We start from the raw sequence: 13216 nt of genomic DNA, 5'->3' as shown, positions 1-13216 counted from the left end.
CTTGAATCAGGCGAACTGGCGCAGGTCTGCGTACACCGCGGGCCGTGGGCCCGCCTGACGTTCGATGAAGTCCGCGCTCAACTCCACCACCCGGCGGTACTGCAGGTCGACGGTGATCATGTGGTAGCAGTTGTCGAGCAGCACCTTGACCACCGGGCCGCCGAGCTTGCGTTCGACATAGTCGGCGTTCCAGCGGCTGGTGATGTCGTCCTCGATGGAGTGCAGCACCAGGGCCGGGGTGGTGATCGACGGCATGCGTTTTTTCACCACCGCGTTCATCCGGTGCAGCTCGCGCACAGTCACCCCTTCCATGGTCAGCAGGCCGGCACTGCTGCTTTCGCCAGCCTTCATCTGCCGCTCGACCACCGCCCGCAGGCGCTCGTTCTTGATGCCGTACGGCGGCTTCTCCTCGAAGCTGCAGATGTGCACGCCGAACGGAATCTTCATCAGCAGCGGGGTGAGGAACGCCAGCTTGTTGATGCTCCAGCCGTCGTACTTGAGGGTGGTCGAATACATCAGCAGGCCGCTGACCTGCCCCGGGTGTTCCGAGGCCAGGTACATGGACATGACGGCGCCCATCGACAGGCCGCCGACGAACACCTGCCGGTGGCGCTGGCGGATGCCGACGAAGGTCCGGCGCACGCCCTCGTACCAGTCCTGCCAGCCGGTGGCTTGCAGGTCGGCGTTGTTGCCGCAATGCCCGGCCAGGGTCGGCACGTACACCGTGCACCCGGCCTTGGCCAGGCCGGCGGCCACCCGACGCAGTTCCGTCGGGGTGCCGGTGAGGCCGTGGATCAACAACACCGCGACCTCGCCATTGCCGAGGACGAACCCGGCATCGCCTTCGCCCAGGTCGATGCCTTCGCCCAGATCGATCTGTGCTGTCATCGCTTCATGGCCCGGTCCAGCAGACGGTCGAGCAGGGCGATGCCGAGGTCGATCTCCGCGTAGCTGATTTCCAGCGAGGGGGCCAGGGTGATGACGTTCTTGTAGTAGCCGCCCACATCGAGAATCAGCCCCAGGCGCTGGCCATTGATTTCGATGTCGCCCTTCATGCCTTCCTCGACCATGTAGTCCAGGGTCGCCTTGTCCGGGGTGAAACCGTCGGTGGTGCAGATCTCGCAGCGCAGCGCCAGGCCCAGGCCGTCGACATCGCCGATGATCGGGTAGCGTTTCTGCAGGTCCTGCAGGCCGGCCAGGAAGTATTTGCCCTTCTCCATGACCATCGCGCCGTAGTCGGTCTCGCTGGTCATCTTGAACATTTCCAGGCCCACGGCAGTGCCCAACGGGTTGGAGGCGAAGGTGGAGTGGGTCGAACCCGGCGGGAACACCTTGGGGTTGATCAGCTCTTCGCGGGCCCAGATGCCGCCCAGGGGGTTGAGGCCGTTGGTCAGGGCCTTGCCGAAGACGATCACGTCCGGCTTGACGTCGAAGTGCTCGATCGACCACAGCTTGCCGGTGCGGTAGAAGCCCATCTGGATCTCGTCGACCACCATCAGGATGCCGTGCTGGTCGAGCACATGCTTGAGCTCGCTGTAGAAGTTCATCGGCGGGATCACGTAGCCGCCGGTGCCCTGGATCGGCTCGACGTAGAAGGCGGCGTATTCGCTCTGGCCGACTTTCGGGTCCCACACGCCGTTGTATTCAGTCTCGAACAGCCGGGCGAACTGCTGCACGCAGTGGCTGCCGTACTCTTCCTTGGTCATGCCCTTGGGGCCGCGGAAGTGGTAAGGGAAGGGAATGAAGTTGGCGCGCTCGCCGAAGTGGCCGTAGCGGCGACGGTAGCGGTAGCTGGAGGTGATCGACGAAGCGCCGAGGGTGCGGCCGTGGTAGCCGCCTTCGAAGGCGAACATCAGGCTTTTGCCATTGGTGGCGTTGCGCACGACTTTCAGCGAGTCCTCGATGGACTGCGAGCCGCCGACGTTGAAGTGCACGCGGCCGTCGAGGCCGAACTTCTTCTTGGCATCCACCGCGATCATTTCCGAGAGCTCGATCTTGCCCTTGTGCAGGTACTGGCTGGCGATCTGCGGCAGGGTGTCGATCTGTTGCTTGAGGGCATTGTTCAGGCGCGGGTTGGCATAACCGAAGTTCACCGCCGAGTACCACATCTGCAGGTCGAGGTAGGCCTGGTCGCTGGTGTCCCAGACGTAGGAGCCTTCGCAGCGGCTGAAGATCCGTGGTGGTTCGATGTAGTGGACGGTGTCGCCGTAGGAGCAGTACTTGGCTTCTTTTTCCAGAAGTACCTGGTCTTCTGCGGTAGCGATACGAATGTCAGACATGATGGAAGAGTTCCTGAGTGTGTACGGAATGTTCGGTGGTGTTGTCGAGGGCGAAGGCATTGGCGTTGGCCGCTTCGTTGGGCAACAGGGCCAGCAGTGCCGGCAGTTCGGCGAAGGAATCGAACGTCGCGTGGGGGATAGCGTTGCGTTGGCAGTACTCGGCCAGGCGACCCTTGGCGAACACGAAGTCGGCGCTGGAGGCCACGCACATGTCGGACTGGCCGTCGCCGATCACCAGCACCCGCTTGCCCTTGGGCGTGGATTTGCATTTGCAGTTGCCGGACGCGGCGCGGCAGGCGTCGCTGGAGTGCGGGAAGTCGATGCGCCAGCTGTGCTGGTCGACCTGGCGCAGGCGGTTGGCGAGGATCGGCAGCAGGCTCACGTAGTGGCGCGCGAGGATCCGCGCGATGCCTTGCTCGATGCCGTCGCTGACCACTTCCAGGGAAGCGCCCAGGCCGATCACGTGATCGACGAAGTCGGGGAAGTCGGGATCGATCTCGACGCTGTCGAAGTAGGCGAGCAGCTCGGCGGGCGAGGCCTTGACCAGCGCCAGTTGGCGGCTGAGGCATTCCCGGGAGCCGATATGGCCATCCAGCCATTGTTGCTCGATGTCTTCCCAGCTCGGGTCGGCGAAGCGTTGGAGGACGTTGTCGATCACGTCGGTGCGGGTGATGGTCCCGTCGAAGTCACACACGATATGCCAGTGCATCATCTGCAGTTACCTGTTGGAGAGGAGCGCACTTTGCGCATGCCAGGTACTGGAGCAGGGACTGTGCCAAGTGGCTTGGGCCCAGGCGGGCCGGGCTCTGCGCGGGAAAAAGGCATTGGAAGGGGTGGTTGGAGCTACAAATTTTGTAGCTCGCTACAAACAACATCAGTGCTTGCAGGGAGGGGGCGGGGTGGTGATTGATGCGCGCATCTTCACTCCAGGAAACCCGCGCCATGTTCAGCTTCACACGCTCCGCCCTGTTTGCCGTCCTGCTCATCCTGGGGGCCACCAGCGGGGCTTTCGCCGAGGACGGGGGCCAGGATGGATTGAGCGGCTCGCTGGGCCTGGGCATCGGTTACCAGCCCCATGACCCCAGCGGCAGCCGGCATGACACTGTGCCCTTGCCCTATGTCGATCTGGAGTGGGGCGATGTCAGCCTCGACACTGACGACGGCCTGACCTGGGATGCCTTCAAGGGCAATGGTTTTAGCGCCGGGCCCTATATCAACTATTTGCCGGGACGCAACGCCAACGGCTCGCTGCGCGGCCTGCGGGACGTGCCGAACATGGCCGATGTCGGCGGCTACATCCAGTACGCGCCGGACGACTTCTGGCGCCTGTTCGCCTCCCTCGGCAGCGCGGTGGCCGCGGGCGAGGGGCAGGGTGGGCTGCTGGGCAAGATCGGTGGCGAAATCGGTTATCCCCTGGGCCTGGGGATCATCGGCAGCAACAACCTCACCGCGCATTTCGCCGACGCCCGGCAGACCCAGACCTTCTTTGGCGTCAGCGACGCCGAGGCCCAGGCGACGGGCATCGGCCGCTACAGCGCCGGCGGCGGTTTGCAGAACCTGACCCTGACCCAGAACCTGCAGGTGCCCCTGGGCGGTAACTGGTCGTGGATGACCAGCGCCAGCTGGATTCACCTGACGGGTTCGGCGGCCGACAGCACCCTGGTGCGCGAGCGCGGCGAAGTGAATCAGGGCCAGGTCCAGACCGCCCTCAGCTACCAGTTCTGAGACCCGCCAAGGCCTTATCGCCGGGCTTGCGGGGCGATGGCGTTCTCCAGGCCGTCATCGCGGGCAAGCCTCGCTCCTACAAAAAAGCGGGGCTGAATACCTTTGCCGACGTGCGCTGTTTCTATAGGAGCGAGGCTTGCCCGCGATCAAGGCGCCGCGGAGTGCCTGTAGGACCGCGTTATCGTTCATCTCGAGCAAGCTTCGCTCCTGCAGTGGAGGAATTGGTCCACCCTTTGCACTGGCAGCCATGAACCCACTTTTCAGGAAGTTCTTCATGGCTCGTCCCGCTTATCGCCTGCTCGCCCATTCGCTGTGGGACATCGTCCCGATCCTGATGGCCCTGGTGCATTTTTCCTTCGTGCTTTGGCTGGTGCTGGCCTTTCACAGCCTGTCTTGGTGGGTGATCCTGCCAGCGGCGCTGTTGTATGCGGTCAGCCTGTCGTGGAGCATCAACAGCATTTCCCACAACCAGATCCACAACGCCTATTTCAGCCTGCCGTGGCTGAACCGCGCCTTCGACCTGCTGCTGTCGGTGACCATCGGTTTTTCCCAGACCCTGTACCGCGATATCCATAATCGCCATCACCGTGGCAACTCGGATCGGCCCGGGGCGGACGGCACCACGGTCGACCCGCTGTCGATCTACCTGCATGGCCGCAATGGCCAGCCGGACAATGTCTGGGCCTACACCTTCCTGAGTTTTTTCCGCGACGATCCCAAGGCCATCTACCAGGAAATGCAGCGCAAGCGCCCGGCGGACGCGCGTTGGGTCAAGGTGGAAGTAGGCATGACGGTGCTGGCCTATGTGGCGCTGGCGCTATACGACTGGCATGCGCTGCTGGTGCTGTTGCCGTTCTGGTACCTGGGACAGTCACTGTCCTCGCTCAACGGCTACTACGAGCACCTGGGCGGCAACCCGGACCTGCCGATCGCCTGGGGCGTGAGTTCCTACAGCCGGCTCTACAACCTGATCTGGATGAACAACGGCTACCACGCCGAACACCACTACCGGCCGAAGATGCACTGGACCCGGGTCAAGGCCTTCCACCGCGAGATCCGCGAACAGCAGCAGGCGGCGGGGGTGAAGGTGATCCCGCTGGCCCATGGCCTGGGCTTTCTGCTGAAACACCCGAAGCGCTGACACCCGCGTAGCTGTAGCCGCTGCCGCAGGCTGCGATAAGGCCCGGAGGGCCTTCAGAGGCCCTCAAGAGCAGCACCTCCTTTGGGGTCGTTCGCAGCCTTCGGCAGCGGCTACAAAAGTCCTTCAGGCTTCTTCGCCTTCGGCCAGCAGGGCGATCCCGCCGATGATCACGAAGACCCCGACCCAGTGCAGCAGGCTGATCTGCTCGCCCAGGCCCAGCCAGGAGCCGAGCAACACCACCACGAACACCAGCGAACTCAGGGGGAAGGCCAGGGACAGGCTGCTGCGTCGCAGGATCAGCATCCACACGAAGAACGCGCCGATGTAGCAGGCGATCGCCAGCAGCACCCCCGGGTTGACCGCCACCGCGGCCAGCCATTGCAGGTTGAAATCCATCTGGCCCAGTTGATCGCCGCCGACCTTGGTGGCGATCTGGCCGGCGCTTTCGAAGCCGATCAGCAGGGCCCAGAGCACCAGGGTGCCGAGGCGGCCGTGGAGCCAGCCGTGAGTCTGTGCAGTCATAGCATCTTTCCTTGTGAATCGTTGAGGGGGCTCAGGTGCTGGCGACGTACACCAGCATTACACCGAGGGTGATCACCAGGGTGCCCAGCCAGCGTCGGCGGCTGACGTTCTCGCCGAGAACCAGCTTGCCGGCCAGGACCACGCCGCAATAGGCCAGGGCCGCCGCCGGGAACAGTAGGCTCAGCGGCGCGCGGGACAGGGCTTCGAGCCAGACGAAAAACTCGATCACATAGGCGCCGATGCCGCACCACAAGAGCGGTGCGTTGAACACCTGGCCCCAGAAGGCATTCAGGCGAAAACCGCCTTCCAGCTCCGGCAGGCGGTCCAGGCCGAGCTTGAAACAGAGCTGGCCGATCACGTCCAGGACGATGGAAAAGGCCACCAGCAAGATAACGGTCAGGGTCACGGGAACAGCTCCTCGAACAGCGCCATCAGGGCTTCGTTGGTGGTCGCATTGCGCTGCAGGTCGGCTTCGCTCCAGCGTTCGGCCGGTGGCTGGTCGGAGTGTGCTTCCCAGCGCTTGAAGGCGTTGCTGAAGGCCGGCGCGGCGAACTCGCCACAGACGTCGATACCGAGGATGCGCTTGCGCGCCGCGAGGCTGCGCAGGGCCAGCAGCAGGTGGCTCAGGCGCATGCCGCCCTGGTCCCAGTTGGTGGCGGCGTCGGCGCTGGCCAGCACGTCCTTGTCTATGGTGATCCAGATCGCCTGGGTCGGCAGGCTGTCGATCATCTGCTCGAGGAAGGCGGGCCAATCGAGCCCGGCCAGGTTGCGCCAGTGCAGGTGGTTTTCCTGTTGCTGGTGCCCGGCGCCGTCGCCGACCCGGCCCCAGACCTTGGAGGGCACGTGCTGCCAGGGAAACAGCTGCAACCTGCCGTGGCGCAATGCCTTGAGGTTGCCGCCGCGCAGCTGTGGGTTGTGCAGGTCGTCGCTGCACGGCCCGAGGGTGACGATGCGCTGGATCTGCGGCAGCTGCAGGGCCCGGTTGACCCAGGAACCGCAGTGCCGGCGCGGCGCGAAGCGTACCCAGTCGGGGTGGTTGTCGAAGTGGATCAAGCTGACCGGCTGTTGCAGGTCGGCGAGGAAGGCCGGGGTCAGGTGGTGGTAGTCACCGGAGCCGACAAAGAAGATTTCCGGCTGCGGGCCGCTGTGGGCGGGCCTTTGCCGCAGGCGCTCGGTGAAGTGGCGGTAGGTGCGTTCGGTGGACCAGAGCCGCAGTTTCGGGCCCAGGTCCAGCAGGTCCAGGCGTCGCGCCTGGCCGCTGCGCAGCCGGCGCTGGACAGGCTCCTGGGCGGTCAGGCTGTGGTCGAGATCGAGAATGTTCAAAGCAGGATTTACCCATGGCAGCGCCCCTCGAAAAAGCTTGCGTCACAGGTCGCGGACGCAGGCAGAGTGGGCTTTACAGGGTAAATGCAAGGGACGGGCCAGGGCGCTGAACGCAACCTGTAGCCGCTGCCGAGCCCGCGAGGCTGCGATCGACCCCGCAGGGGGCGCAGAGATCTTGGGAACGCTGAAGGCCTTCGGCCTTATCGTCCGAACGCGGCCCAAGCCTTCGGCAGCGGCTACAGGGGCGGGGGAGTCAGGCGTGGACGCGGACCCAGACGCTGACCAGCACGGTGGCGGCCATCAGCCAGGCCACCGCGGCCACCGCGAGGGAGGCTTCCAGGCGCAGGCGGTCGACCATCACGTAGAGGGTCGCCAGGTACACGAAGTAGGGAATGATCGACCACATGCCGAAGACGATGGTGGTCTTCAGGTCGTCGATGGAGCGGCCCTTGCCAACGATGTAGTGGGCGATCAGGGCGAAGGTCGGAAACAGCGGCACCAGGCCGGCGATGTAATAGTTCCTGGTCTTGGCCAGGGCGGCGAGGATCACCACCACGGCGGCGCCCAGGCAGGCTTTCAGCAATAAATCCACGGTACTTCTCGCAGATGTTGGTTAGTGGCTCAGGCCGTATTTCTTGACCTTGTCGAACAGCGTGGTCTTGGCCATGCCCAGTTCCTGGCTGGCCTGGGTCAGGTTGCCGCCGCTGCGTTGCAGGGCGTCGTTGAGCAGGTTGCGCTCGAAGGCCTCGACCGCCTCGGCAAAGCCCAGGCCTTGCGCGGCGTTGCCGCTGGACTTCTTGAACGCCGGCAGGCCCAGGGCAAAACGTTCGGCGACGTTGCGCAGCTCGCGCACGTTGCCAGGCCAGTCGTGGCTCATCAGGTTCGACAGGGTCTGGTTGTCCAGCTCCGGCGCGGCGCGGTCGAAACGCAGGGACGATTGCTGCAGGAAGTGCTCGAACAGCTGCAGGATGTCCTCGCGACGTTCGCGCAACGGTGGCAGCTCCAGGGTCACCACGTTCAGGCGGTAATACAGGTCGCTGCGGAACTGGTTGGCGCGCCCCAGCTCATCGAGGTCGGACTTGGTCGCCGCGATCACCCGGCAATCCACCGCCACGCTCTGGTTCGAACCGAGGCGTTCCAGGGTGCGCTCCTGCAACACCCGCAGCAGTTTGATTTGCAGGTTCATCGGCATGCTTTCCACTTCGTCGAGGAACAGCGTGCCTTCGTGGGCGTGCTCGATCTTGCCGATGCGGCGCTTGCCGGCGCCGGTGAAGGCGTTGGCCTCGTGGCCGAAGATCTCGCTTTCGAACAGGTTTTCCGGCAGGCCGCCGCAGTTGAGGGCGACGAACTGGTGGGTGTGGCGGCGGCTGAAATCATGCAGGCAACGGGCGACCAGTTCCTTGCCGGTGCCGGTCTCGCCTTCGATCAATACGTTGGCCGAGGTGTCGGCGACGTTGGCGATCAGTTCCCGCAGGTGCTGCATGGCTGGCGAGCGGCCGATGATCCGTCCTTCGAGGGAGTCGCGCTCGGCCAGCTGGCGGCGCAGCGACGACACTTCCCGGGCCAGCCCGCGCTGCTCCAGGGCACGGCGGGCAACCTCCACCAGGCGCTCGGGGGAGAAGGGCTTTTCCATGAAGTCATAGGCGCCTTTCTGCATGGCGCCGACGGCCATGGAGATATCGCCGTGACCGGTGATCAGCACCACCGGCAGGCTGCGGTCGCGGGCCTTGAGGCGGGTCAGCAGCTCCAGGCCGTCGATGCCCGGCAGGCGGATATCGCTGATGACGATTCCGGCGAAGTTGTCGCTGACCCGCTCCAGGGCTTCTTCGGCGCTGCCGACGCCGACACAGGGAATGTCTTCCAGGGCCAGGGCCTGCTGGCAGCCGAGCAGGACATGGGGATCGTCTTCGACGATCAGGACGGTAAGGTCGTTGTTCATAGCGGCTCGGCTTGTGTAGGGCTGACCAGGGGCAGGCTGAGGACGAAGGCGGTACCGCCGTCGGCCGGGTGCTCGACGCCCAGGTTGCCACCCGTGGCGGCGGCCAGGCTGGCGGACAGGGTCAGGCCGAGGCCCAGGCCCTGTTCGCCGGGTTTGGTGGTGAAAAAGGGTTCGAACAGATGCTTGCGCGCTTCGGCGTCGATGCCGTGGCCGTTGTCACGCACCCGCAGGCGGTATTTGCCCTCGACGCTTTCGCCTTCCAGCCACAGCTCCGGCCGCGACTGGGCCTGCATGGCGTCCAGGGCGTTGCCGATCAGGTTGACCAGGATCTGCTCCAGGCGGGTCTGGTCGATCTTTACCTGGACCTCGCTGAAGTTGCGGTGCAATTGCAGCGGCAGGTTTTCCAGGCGCGCATTGAGCAGCAGCAGGGCGGCGTCCACGGCCTTGCCGAGGCTGGCTTCGCCCTGGTCCTCGCCACGACGGGCGAAGGAACGCAGGCTGGCGGTGATGCGGCCCATGCGGTCGATCAGTTCGTTGATGGTCTTGAGGTTGGTGCTTGCGGTGTCCAGGGCGCCGCGCTCGAGGAAACGCACGGTGTTGCCGGATAGGGTGCGCAGGGCGGCCAGCGGCTGATTCAGTTCATGGGCGATGCTGGTGGACATCTGGCCGATGGCGGCGAGCTTGCCGGCCTGGACCAGTTCGTCCTGGGCGCGGCGCAGGGTTTCCTCGGCCTGGCGGCGCTCGCGGATCTGGCCCTTGAGCCGTTCGTTGCTGGCACGCAGGTCGCTGGTGCGTTCGGCGATCCGCCGTTCCAGCTGGTTGTTGGCTTCCTGCAGGGCTTCGCGGGCGGCGAGGCGGGTGGCGATGACCTTGCGCCGCTCGTTCCAGGCAATCAGCAGGAAAGCCACCAGGGCGAAGGCCACGGCCACCAGGATGCCCTGGTTGATGGCTTCGCGGCGCAGGTCCTTGAGCGGGGTCAGCAGGGTGAAGTTCCAGGGCGTATCGCTCAGGGGCCGGGTCTGGGACAGGTAGCTGATTTCCTTGTCGTCGGACACCAGCTCGGTGTTGGCCGGGAAGGTCAGTTTCTCCACGCCTTCGGCCAGGCGTTCGCGGGCCAAGGGCTCCAGTTCGTTGAGGGTGAACCAGTAATATTGCAGGCTGCGCGCCAGGCGCTCCTTGGTGTCGTCGCTCAGCGGGCGTACCGACCTGAGCCGCCGGGCGGGGTCGCTGGAGAGGATGATGATGCCGTTCTCGTCGCTGACGAAGCCTTCCAGGCGGGCGCGTTGCCAGCGCTCTTCGAGGGCTTCCAGGCGCACCTTGACCACCGCCACGCCGATGATCTTGCCCTGTTCTTCCAGGCCGTGGGCCAGGTAGTAGCCGGGTTCGCCGTTGGTGCTGCCGATGCCGTAGAAGCGTCCGGGCTGGCCGCGCACGGCGTTCTGGAAATAGGCCCGGAACGACAGGTCTTCGCCCAGGTAGCTGTCGACGTCGCGCCAGTTGCTGGTGGCCAGCACGCGGCCGGTGGTGTCCATCACGTAAATGGCCCGACTGCGGCTGCGCCGGTTCAGGCCTTCGAGGTAATTGTTGACAGTCTGCCGGTGCTCCGGCGTCGGGTCATTGAGCAGCAGCGAAACGCTGGATTCGAGTTCCAGCAGGCTGGGCAGGTAGGTGTATTTGCTGATCTCGCTTTCGACCGCGCGGGCGTGCAGTTCCAGCTGGCGTTCGCCGTTCTCGCTGAGGCTGCGGATGCCGTAGTGCTCGCTGACCCAGAAGCCGACGTAGCCCAGGCCGATCATCAGCAGGATGACCAGGGGCGGCAGGAACAGGTGGCGGATCAGACGGGGTTTCACGGCGAGTGATGGCGGCGCGGCGCGATAGAGAGTGGGGTCGCATTTCATCACAGTGGTCCCGGGTGTACCAGTTGTCCGTCCATGGTGACGTCCCCGTGGTATTGCGAGCTGTAGCCGCTGCCGAAGGCTGCGATCGCCCACAAGGTGGGCGCCCGATCTTGAGATCGCTGAAGACCTTCGGCTTTATCGCAGCCTGCGGCAGCGGCTACAGGGATTGCATGGTTTTTAGTGCTGCAGGATTTTCTCGAGGAAATGCTGCGCACGCTCGGAGCGGGCGTTGATATCGCCGAAGAATTCCTCTTTCGGGCAGTCTTCGATGATTTTGCCTGCGTCCATGAAGATCACCCGGTCCGCGACCTTGCGGGCGAAGCCCATTTCGTGGGTCACGCACATCATGGTCATGCCTTCGTGAGCCAGCTGCACCATCACGTCCAGCACTTCGTTGACCATTTCCGGGTCGAGCGCCGAAGTCGGTTCGTCGAACAGCATGACGATTGGGTCCATCGCCAGCGCGCGGGCGATCGCCACACGCTGCTGCTGGCCGCCGGACAACTGGCCCGGGTGCTTGTGGGCGTGGGCGGCCAGGCCGACCCGGTCAAGCAGTTGCAGGCCTTTCTTGGTGGCCTCTTCCTTGCTGCGGCCCAGCACCTTGATCTGCGCGATGGTCAGGTTCTCGGTGATGGTCAGGTGCGGGAACAGCTCGAAGTGCTGGAACACCATGCCTACACGGGAGCGCAGTTTCGGCAGGTTGGTCTTCGGGTCGGCGATGGAGGTGCCGTCGACCACGATGTCACCTTTCTGGAAGGGTTCCAGGGCGTTGACGCACTTGATCAGGGTGGATTTGCCGGAGCCGGATGGTCCGCACACCACGATCACTTCGCCTTTCTTGACCTCGGTGCTGCAATCGGTCAGCACCTGGAAGTCCCCATACCACTTGTTGATGTTCTTGATAGAGATCATACGGCAAACCTTTTTTGCAGACGCTTGACCAGCACCGAGGCGGCAAAGCTGATTGTGAAGTACACCAGACCGGCAACGATCAGGAACTCATTGGAGCGGCCGATGATGTCGCCGCTGGAGCGCGAAGCATTGAGGAAGTCCACCAGGCCCACGGTGTACACCAGCGAGGTGTCCTGGAACAGGATGATGCTCTGCTGCAGCAGCAGCGGGGTCATCTTGCGGAACGCCTGGGGCAGGATGATCAGGCGCATCATCTGGCCATAGCTCATGCCCAGTGCCTGGGCAGCGCCCATCTGGCCCTTGGGAATCGACTGCACGCCGGCGCGGACGATTTCACAGAAGTACGCCGCTTCGAACATCATGAAGGCCACGATGCACGAGCCGAACGCACCGATCGGGGTGTCTTCGCCGGTGATCCAGCGCAGCACGAAGGGCACCGCCAGGTAGAACCAGGTGATCACCAGCAGCAGCGGGATGGAGCGGAAGTAGTTGACGTAGACGCCGGCGATGTTCGACAGCAACTTGCTGTGGGACAAGCGCATCAACGCCAGGATGGTGCCGAGGATGATCCCGCCGACGACGCCCAGGGCCATCAGCTTGAGGGTCATCAGCATGCCGTTCCACAGGCCGGGAATGGCCGGGACGACGCCAGTGAAATCGAATTCCATTATTTGCCCCCCACGGAGATCAGGCCGGGCACTGCGACTTTCTTCTCGACCATGCGCATCAGCAGCATCAGGCTCATGTTCAGGGTGAAGTAGATCAGCGTGGCCAGGGTGAAGGCTTCAAACAGGTTGGCCGAGAACTCGGCGGTCTGCTTGGTCTGCGCCAGCAACTCCATCAGGCCGATCAGCGAGGCCACGGAGGAGTTCTTGAAGACGTTGAGGAATTCCGAGGTAAGCGGCGGAATGATGATCCGGTAGGCCTGGGGCAGCAGCACGTTCCAGTAGATCTGCGGCAGCGAAAAGCCCATGGCGCGGGCCGCGGATTCCTGGCCGCGTGGCAGCGCCTGGATGCCGGTGCGCACTTGTTCGCAGACGCGGGCGGCGGTGAACAGGCCCAGGCACACGACGACGCTCAGGTAGGCCGAGGTGGTCGGGTTGAGGTCCTGCTTGTACCAGTCCTGCAGGTCTTGCGGCAGCAGGTCGGGTACCAGGAAGTACCAGATGAACAGCTGAACCAGCAGCGGTACGTTACGGAAGATCTCCACGTAGACGGTGGCGATGCCCGACACCAGGCGGTTCGGCACGGTACGCATGACGCCCAGTACCGAGCCCAGCAGCAGTGCGACGATCCAGGCCACCACGGCGATGGCGATGGTCCAGCCCAGGCCCGCGATGAACCAGTCGAGATAGGTCTCGCTGCCCACGCCGGTGGACTTGAAGAACACGCCCCAGTCCCAGTTGTAATTCATTAGGGTCTCCCCTCTGATCGATCGATGTACAAGCACCCGCTTGGGGAAATCCGTTCCCGCCTG

General features: G+C 64.1%; 14 protein-coding genes. 2 read left to right on the top strand and 12 right to left on the bottom strand.

Annotated elements, in window-relative coordinates; genetic code table 11:
* Window positions 1-6 precede the first annotated feature (6 nt).
* Genes C4K38_RS25575 through C4K38_RS25565 form a run of 3 tightly spaced genes read right to left on the bottom strand, consistent with a single transcriptional unit; the run spans window position 7 to window position 2991 of the window.
* Window positions 7-888 (bottom strand): alpha/beta hydrolase, encoded by an 882-nt coding sequence (locus C4K38_RS25575; RefSeq protein ID WP_053280692.1) that lies wholly within the window; start codon window positions 886-888, stop codon window positions 7-9.
* Window positions 885-2279: an aspartate aminotransferase family protein gene (locus tag C4K38_RS25570; RefSeq protein ID WP_053280691.1), complete on the bottom strand. Its 1395-nt coding sequence runs from the start codon at window positions 2277-2279 to the stop codon at window positions 885-887. Before C4K38_RS25570 ends, C4K38_RS25575 begins: the two co-directional genes overlap by 4 nt.
* Window positions 2272-2991 carry an MtnX-like HAD-IB family phosphatase gene (locus C4K38_RS25565; protein ID WP_053280690.1) on the bottom strand — a complete coding sequence of 240 codons (720 nt, stop codon included), beginning with the start codon at window positions 2989-2991 and terminating at the stop codon, window positions 2272-2274. The genes C4K38_RS25570 and C4K38_RS25565 overlap by 8 nt, the downstream gene beginning before the upstream one ends.
* Window positions 2992-3221: 230 nt before the next feature.
* Between C4K38_RS25565 and C4K38_RS25560 the strand changes: the two genes are divergently transcribed.
* Window positions 3222-4004, top strand: a complete 783-nt coding sequence (locus C4K38_RS25560) for a MipA/OmpV family protein (RefSeq protein WP_053280689.1) — start codon at window positions 3222-3224, stop codon at window positions 4002-4004.
* Window positions 4005-4278: 274 nt separating this feature from the next.
* Entirely contained in the window at window positions 4279-5145 is an 867-nt protein-coding gene (locus tag C4K38_RS25555) for a fatty acid desaturase family protein (protein WP_053280688.1), read from the top strand.
* Window positions 5146-5268: 123 nt separating this feature from the next.
* Here C4K38_RS25555 and C4K38_RS25550 read toward each other — a convergent pair whose 3' ends face one another.
* The 9 genes from C4K38_RS25550 to C4K38_RS25510 form a co-directional block, all read right to left on the bottom strand.
* Window positions 5269-5667 carry a DMT family transporter gene (locus tag C4K38_RS25550; protein WP_053280687.1) on the bottom strand — a complete coding sequence of 133 codons (399 nt, stop codon included), beginning with the start codon at window positions 5665-5667 and terminating at the stop codon, window positions 5269-5271.
* 31 nt (window positions 5668-5698) lie between these two features.
* Window positions 5699-6073, bottom strand: a complete 375-nt coding sequence (locus C4K38_RS25545; RefSeq protein ID WP_053280686.1) for a DMT family transporter — start codon at window positions 6071-6073, stop codon at window positions 5699-5701.
* Window positions 6070-6990, bottom strand: coding sequence for an arginase family protein (locus C4K38_RS25540; RefSeq protein WP_053280685.1), 921 nt, complete (start codon window positions 6988-6990; stop codon window positions 6070-6072). Before C4K38_RS25540 ends, C4K38_RS25545 begins: the two co-directional genes overlap by 4 nt.
* A gap of 253 nt (window positions 6991-7243) precedes the next feature.
* Window positions 7244-7573: a GlpM family protein gene (locus C4K38_RS25535; RefSeq protein ID WP_162096444.1), complete on the bottom strand. Its 330-nt coding sequence runs from the start codon at window positions 7571-7573 to the stop codon at window positions 7244-7246.
* 30 nt (window positions 7574-7603) lie between these two features.
* The gene (aauR, locus tag C4K38_RS25530; protein ID WP_231998608.1) at window positions 7604-8881 is read right to left on the bottom strand and encodes a two-component response regulator AauR; all 1278 of its coding nucleotides are present in this window, start codon (window positions 8879-8881) and stop codon (window positions 7604-7606) included.
* A 44-nt stretch (window positions 8882-8925) separates the two neighbouring features.
* Window positions 8926-10827, bottom strand: a complete 1902-nt coding sequence (gene aauS, locus C4K38_RS25525; RefSeq protein ID WP_053280683.1) for a two-component sensor histidine kinase AauS — start codon at window positions 10825-10827, stop codon at window positions 8926-8928.
* Between the two features lie 177 nt (window positions 10828-11004).
* Window positions 11005-11739: an amino acid ABC transporter ATP-binding protein gene (locus C4K38_RS25520; RefSeq protein ID WP_009050568.1), complete on the bottom strand. Its 735-nt coding sequence runs from the start codon at window positions 11737-11739 to the stop codon at window positions 11005-11007.
* Entirely contained in the window at window positions 11736-12407 is a 672-nt protein-coding gene (locus tag C4K38_RS25515) for an amino acid ABC transporter permease (protein ID WP_009050567.1), read from the bottom strand. The genes C4K38_RS25520 and C4K38_RS25515 overlap by 4 nt, the downstream gene beginning before the upstream one ends.
* Window positions 12407-13153, bottom strand: a complete 747-nt coding sequence (locus C4K38_RS25510) for an amino acid ABC transporter permease (protein WP_053280682.1) — start codon at window positions 13151-13153, stop codon at window positions 12407-12409. Before C4K38_RS25510 ends, C4K38_RS25515 begins: the two co-directional genes overlap by 1 nt.
* Window positions 13154-13216: the final 63 nt, after the last annotated feature.

The organism is Pseudomonas chlororaphis subsp. piscium, from assembly GCF_003850345.1.
GTDB classification, from domain to species: domain Bacteria; phylum Pseudomonadota; class Gammaproteobacteria; order Pseudomonadales; family Pseudomonadaceae; genus Aquipseudomonas; species Aquipseudomonas piscium.
Note: the sequence above shows the minus strand (reverse complement) of the source record. Positions and strands in the feature narration are given on the sequence as shown.

Excerpts from the sequence above, each read along its gene's own strand:
- C4K38_RS25575 (WP_053280692.1), bottom strand. The coding sequence starts at position 888 with ATGACAGCACAGATCGATCTGGGCGAAGGCATCGACCTGGGCGAAGGC.
- C4K38_RS25570 (WP_053280691.1), bottom strand. The coding sequence starts at position 2,279 with ATGTCTGACATTCGTATCGCTACCGCAGAAGACCAGGTACTTCTGGAA.
- C4K38_RS25565 (WP_053280690.1), bottom strand. The coding sequence starts at position 2,991 with ATGATGCACTGGCATATCGTGTGTGACTTCGACGGGACCATCACCCGC.
- C4K38_RS25560 (WP_053280689.1), top strand. The coding sequence starts at position 3,222 with ATGTTCAGCTTCACACGCTCCGCCCTGTTTGCCGTCCTGCTCATCCTG.
- C4K38_RS25555 (WP_053280688.1), top strand. The coding sequence starts at position 4,279 with ATGGCTCGTCCCGCTTATCGCCTGCTCGCCCATTCGCTGTGGGACATC.
- C4K38_RS25550 (WP_053280687.1), bottom strand. The coding sequence starts at position 5,667 with ATGACTGCACAGACTCACGGCTGGCTCCACGGCCGCCTCGGCACCCTG.
- aauS (WP_053280683.1), bottom strand. The coding sequence starts at position 10,827 with ATGAAATGCGACCCCACTCTCTATCGCGCCGCGCCGCCATCACTCGCC.
- C4K38_RS25520 (WP_009050568.1), bottom strand. The coding sequence starts at position 11,739 with ATGATCTCTATCAAGAACATCAACAAGTGGTATGGGGACTTCCAGGTG.
- C4K38_RS25515 (WP_009050567.1), bottom strand. The coding sequence starts at position 12,407 with ATGGAATTCGATTTCACTGGCGTCGTCCCGGCCATTCCCGGCCTGTGG.
- C4K38_RS25510 (WP_053280682.1), bottom strand. The coding sequence starts at position 13,153 with ATGAATTACAACTGGGACTGGGGCGTGTTCTTCAAGTCCACCGGCGTG.